This window comes from Phytoactinopolyspora endophytica (assembly GCF_004138495.1).
Classification (GTDB): domain Bacteria; phylum Actinomycetota; class Actinomycetes; order Jiangellales; family Jiangellaceae; genus Phytoactinopolyspora; species Phytoactinopolyspora endophytica.
Map to the genome: position 1 here is coordinate 118,964 of NZ_ML142858.1, position 5,548 is coordinate 124,511.

At 66.6% G+C, this 5,548-nt stretch carries 5 protein-coding genes; 1 reads left to right on the forward strand and 4 read right to left on the reverse strand.

Annotated features, from left to right (window positions below; translation table 11 throughout):
* Positions 1 to 187: 187 nt before the first annotated feature.
* A complete protein-coding gene (locus ELR45_RS19565; protein WP_129667867.1) occupies positions 188 to 1,570 on the forward strand; it encodes an NAD(P)H-quinone dehydrogenase in 1,383 nt (460 codons plus the stop codon).
* 86 nt (positions 1,571 to 1,656) lie between these two features.
* Here ELR45_RS19565 and ELR45_RS19570 read toward each other — a convergent pair whose 3' ends face one another.
* The 4 genes from ELR45_RS19570 to ELR45_RS38430 all read right to left on the reverse strand — a co-directional run.
* Positions 1,657 to 2,676 (reverse strand): LacI family DNA-binding transcriptional regulator, encoded by a 1,020-nt coding sequence (locus ELR45_RS19570; protein ID WP_129667868.1) that lies wholly within the window; start codon positions 2,674 to 2,676, stop codon positions 1,657 to 1,659.
* A gap of 34 nt (positions 2,677 to 2,710) precedes the next feature.
* Positions 2,711 to 3,628: a carbohydrate ABC transporter permease gene (locus tag ELR45_RS19575; protein ID WP_129667869.1), complete on the reverse strand. Its 918-nt coding sequence runs from the start codon at positions 3,626 to 3,628 to the stop codon at positions 2,711 to 2,713.
* A complete protein-coding gene (locus ELR45_RS19580; RefSeq protein WP_129667870.1) occupies positions 3,625 to 4,590 on the reverse strand; it encodes a carbohydrate ABC transporter permease in 966 nt (321 codons plus the stop codon). Before ELR45_RS19580 ends, ELR45_RS19575 begins: the two co-directional genes overlap by 4 nt.
* A gap of 115 nt (positions 4,591 to 4,705) precedes the next feature.
* On the reverse strand, positions 4,706 to 5,548 hold an 843-nt coding region (locus tag ELR45_RS38430), incomplete at its 5' end, for an ABC transporter substrate-binding protein (RefSeq protein ID WP_205856891.1).

Sequence of the window (5,548 nt, forward strand, 5' to 3'; positions counted from 1 at the left end):
GACGACAGATCTTCGACCGCATCCTGGCCAGCGCGTCCGGCGAGCAGACCGCCAGCGAGGTCCTGGGCTTCGGCGACGAGGAGTTCGCGCCCTGGCAGCTCGGCGCCGTCATGTGAGTGCGTGACATGGTCGGGCATGCGGTGTGTATGCCCGACCGCTGCGATGAGGACGCCGCAGATGCGTAACAATGGCGTACGTGACTCGTGTGGCGATACTCGGTGGTGGCCCCGGCGGATACGAAGCGGCGCTGGTCGCGGCGCAGCTCGGGGCGGAGGTCACCCTTGTGGACAGGGACGGGATCGGTGGCTCCACCGTCCTCACCGACTGCGTGCCGAGCAAGACCCTCATCGCGACGGCCGAGGTCGCCACGGAGCAGGCAGAATCGTCAGAGCTCGGCATCATGCACAACGATCACGCCCACGTCGACCTTGCCCGGGTGAACGCGCGCGTCCGGCGGCTCGCGCTGGCCCAGTCGGCGGACACCGCCGCCAGCGTCGAGCGGGCCGGCGTGCGCGTCGTGCGCGGGACCGGACGGTTGGCGCCCGAGGACCGCGTCGTCGTCGACCTGCGGGACGGTGGCACTGAGGAGTTCACCGCCGACGCGACGCTGCTGGCCACCGGCGCCCGGCCACGGATCCTGCCCGACGCGGAACCCGACGGTGAACGGATCCTCACCTGGGAGCAGGTCTACGACCTGAAGGAGGTGCCGGAGCGGCTGATCGTGGTCGGCTCCGGCGTGACTGGAGCGGAGTTCGCCAGCGCATACAACGCGCTGGGATCCGACGTGGTCCTTGTCTCCTCGCGCGACCGGGTGCTCCCCGGCGAGGACGCCGACGCGGCGGTCGTCCTGGAAGACGTCTTCGCGCGGCGTGGGCTGACCGTCCTCTCGCAGTCGCGGGCGGCGTCGGTGAAGCGGACCGGCGACGGCGTCGTGGTCACGCTCTCAGACGGACGCACAGTGGAGGGTACACACTGTCTGATGGCCGTGGGCTCGGTGCCGAACACGGAGAACCTCGGCCTCTCCGAATGCGGCGTCGAGCTCGATTCGGGCGGGTTCGTCGTCGTCGACCGGGTGTCCCGGACGTCGGCGCGGGGCGTGTACGCGGCCGGTGACTGCACCGGAGTGCTGATGCTCGCCTCGGTGGCCGCCATGCAGGGCCGGACCGCGATGTGGCACGCGCTGGGCGACACCGTGCATCCGCTGGATCTGAAGACCGTGGCGGCGAACGTGTTCACGTCCCCGGAGATCGCGACGGTGGGCTGGAGCCAGGCCGCGCTCGACGCTCGGGAGATCGACGCCCGGGCCGTCAAGCTGCCGCTGGCGACGAATGCCCGGGCCAAGATGCAGGGGATCTCCGACGGCTTCGTCAAGCTGTTCTGCCGGCCGGGTACGGGGATCGTCGTCGGCGGGGTGGTGGTAGCGCCGCGTGCGAGCGAGCTGATCCATCCGATCTCGCTGGCGGTAGAGGCGTCGCTGACGGTGGACCAGATGGCCCGTGCGTTCGCCGTGTACCCGTCGCTGTCCGGTTCGATCGCCGAAGCCGCGCGCCGTCTCCACCTGCGGGACTAGCACCGGCTACAGGCATCGGCTACAGGCGTTGCCTACACACACCGGCGGGATTCCTGTGCCCAGGTCGCTTCCGTTGGTCTCCGGGCCTACGGCCGCGCCCCCGCCGGCCGGGACGTGCTTGATCGCACGATCAACGATGTCGGCATCGTCGTGACCGAGGTTTCATGTTCGATGCCCGTTCGCAGCCGCTCGATCAGCGTGGCGGCGGCGATCCGCCCCTGCTCCCGGACGTCCTGAGCCACCGTCGTCAGCCCGAACAGCCATGACATGTCGTGGTTGTCGACGCCGACCACGGAGAGGTCCTCCGGTACCCGCAAGCCGCGCCGCCGGGCCTCGTGCATCACACCCATGGCGACCTCATCGGAGACGGTGAACACGGCCGTCGGGCTGACGTTGCGGGCGCAGAGCTCGGCGAACGCGTTGACGCCGTCGTTGGCCCTGAACTTGGACGGGACGGTGAGCGCCGGGTCCGGCTCGATCCCCGCCGACTCCAGCGCTTGAAGGTAACCTGCGTGCCGAGCCGGAGAGACGGGAAACCCGAGTCTGTCATCGGGGTTGCCGCCCACGTACGCGATGGCGCGGTGTCCGAGCCGGACGAGATGACCGGTTGCCAGCCGTCCGACATCGACGTCGTCGACCCGCACGCACGGCGAGCCCGGAACCACGGGGCCGACCACCATCACCGGGCGGTTCATCGCGTGAAGCGCGGTGACCTCGTCGTGCGTGAGCCGCAGACTGGCGATGAGCAGCGCGTCCACCCGTTTACGAAGCAGCTGGGTGTCGAACACCCGGTGCCGGTCCGTCTCCATCTCGGACAGTTCATAACGCAGCAGGTCGTACCCATTGGCCGTGAGCACGTCCTGAGCGCCTTCGCACACCGCTGTGAAATACCACCCTCGTGCGACCGGAGAGACGACCGCCACCGCACCAGTGCGGCCGGTCGGCAGCCCGGCCGCACTGGGCGAGGCGACGTAGTCCAGCTCGGCGGCGATCTGCTGGATGGCTTTCCTGGTCGTATCCGCTACGCCCGGGAGTCCACGCAGCGCCCGCGACACGGTCGCCACCGAGACACCTGCCCGTGCCGCCACGTCCACGATCCCGGTCATGACGGCTGTTCCGATTCCCGACTGCTGTGTGGCGTCACCCTTTGATGCTTCCAGACAGCAGGCCACGGACGAAGAAGCGTTGCAAGGTGACGAACACCAGCACCGGGATGATCATGGAGACGAATGCACCGGCGGAGAGCAGGTGCCATTCCGTGCCACGCGTACCGACGAGCTCCGCGATTCGGGCGGTGAGCGGTGCCACATCCGACGTGCTGCCCGCGAAGGTCAGCGCGACCAGGAGATCGTTCCATACCCACAGGAACTGGAACACCGAGAACGCGGCAATCGCAGGCATGATCAACGGAAGCATGATGGTGCCGAAGATCTTCACGTGCCCGGCCCCGTCCATCCGGGCCGCCTCGACCAGCTCGGCCGGGACGTCTCGCATGAAGTTGTGCAGGAGATAGATCGCCAGCGGCAGTGCGAAGGTGGAGTGCGCGATCCACAACGGCCAGAAGGTGCCATTGACCCCGGTGTCGACGAAGATCCGCAGCAGCGGAACGAGAGCGATCTGGATCGGCACGATCTGTAGCGCGAAGATCGCAACGAACAGGGTGTCCCGGAACGGGAACTTCATCCAGGCGAAGGCGTACGCGGCCATCAGCGCCAGCGTGACCGGGATGATCACGGCCGGCACGGTGATGACGACCGAGTTCACGACGTACGTGGACAACTCCGTCTGGCTGCCGAACAGCACCTCGTCGTAGCTGTCCAGTGTGAGCTCAGGGTCGGTGAACCAGTTCCACCACCCGGTCCCCTTGATGTCGTCTTCGGGCCGGAACGACGACAGCAGCAGGCCGAAGGTCGGAAGCGTCCACAGGACCGCGATGACGATCGCGGCTATCGACGAACCTCGCGAGCTGAGTCTCTTGCGTGCCCGCGACGCTGGGGAGGCGGCGGCGTCGGCGTCCCAGCCCTCTCGCGCTTCCGGTGTCGGCTTCACCGCGCTCATCGGATGTCCGCCTTTCGCATCTGTCGAACGTTGTAGATCACGATGGGGACCACCATCACGAACAACACCATCGCCAACGCCGCGCCCAAGCCGTAGTTCCCTCGCACGAGGCTCTGGGTGTAGAACTCATTGGCCACGATGCTGGTGTCGAACTGACCGCCGGTCATCGTGCGAACGATGTCGAAGACCTTGAGCGTCGCGATGGAGATCGTCGTCAGTACGACGATCAGTGCGGGACGGATGCTGGGCACGGTGACGTAGCGGAACATCTTCACGCCGTACAAGCCGTCCAGCCGACCGGCCTCGACGATGTCCTGCGGGATGCCCTTGATGGCTGCCGACAGGACCGTCATGGCGAACCCGGCCTGCACCCAGATCAGGATCGCTATCAGCAGGAAGGTGTTCATCGGAGCGTTCAGCATGAACTGTTGTGGCTCGAACCCCAGCCAGACGAGAATCTGGTTCAACAAGCCGATCTGTTCGATGTTCTGCTGGTCCGGGCGGTACTCGTAGACGAACCTCCAGATGACAGAGGCCCCGACCAGCGAGATCGCCATCGGCATGAAGATAAGTGCCTTCGCGAACGCCTCGAACCGGGAGCGGTCCACGAGGACGGCATAGACGAGGCCGATCACCGTCGCGGTGACCGGTGCGACGAGGATCCAGAACAACGTGTTGCGCAAGACGATGAGGAGGTCGTCGCGCTCGAACAGCGCCCTGTAGTTGGTGAGCCCGACGAAGCTGTCCGTCGTGCGGTCGAAGAATGACTGGTACGCGGTGCGCAGGGCGGGGTAGATGAGCCCGACAGCGAGCAGCAGGACCGCGGGAACGACGAACGCGAGCGCCTGAGCGAGATCGGCACCACGCCTGACCCGCCCCACCAGCAACATGATCAGTCCCATGACCCCGCAGAACAGGGCTATGGCGATCACCATCTGAATAAGCTTCTCAGCGGTATCCATTGGCTCCACTCGTGTAACGGCCTCGGGCCGGACTGATGTACGGCCGGCCCGAGGCGCATGTGTGATCGACCTAGGGCGTGCTCGACACGCCCTACTGACCCCAGCCGAAGCGGGACTACTCCGGCCAGGTGTTCTCGATCTGGGTGAGGACCGCTTCGGTCTCCTCACCGGTGATCCAGTCGACCATGCCGGTCCAGAAGGAGCCCGCACCGACATCGCCCGGCATCAGGTCGGACGCGTCGAAGCGGAAGACCGCGTTCTCATCCTGAAGTAGCTCAGCGGAGAGACGGCTGATCGGGTCCTGGTAGTTGTCCAGGTCGACGCCCGTGTTCGCGCTGACCCAGCCGCCCAGTTCCGCCTTGTCGTTGGCCCACTCGGCGCTGGAGACGTACTCCTGGAACGCCTGTACCTCCGGCCGGTCGGCGAAGGCGACGGTGAACTCTCCGGCGCCGAGGACGGGGTCACCGAACTCTTCCTCGATCGCCGGCAGGTAGAAGGCGTAGACATCGCCGTCCTCGGCGATCTCGGTGCCTTCCGGCCAGTTCGGAGCATAGAACGAGGCGGCGCGGTGCATGTAGCACTGCTCTTCCAGGATGGGCAGGCCGGCCTGGTTGACGTCGGTGGTGGCGATGCTGGACGGGTCGCCGAATCCACCGTTGACGTAGTCCGGGTTCTTCAGGATCTCCCCGGCCCGGTCGACGGCGTCGACCACCTGCGGGTCGTTGAACGGGATCTCATGCTGGTACCACTGGTCGTACACATCCGGCCCCGCGGTACGCAGCAGGATGTCCTCGATGAAGTCCGTGGCCGGCCACCCGGTCGCATCGCCGGAGGCGATCCCCTGGCACCACGGCATGCCGCCTTGGCCGGCGATCTCGTCGGACAGCGCGATCAGGTCGTCCCACGTCTCGGGGATCTCGTATCCGTTGGTCTCGAAAGCACTCGGCGAGTACCAGAC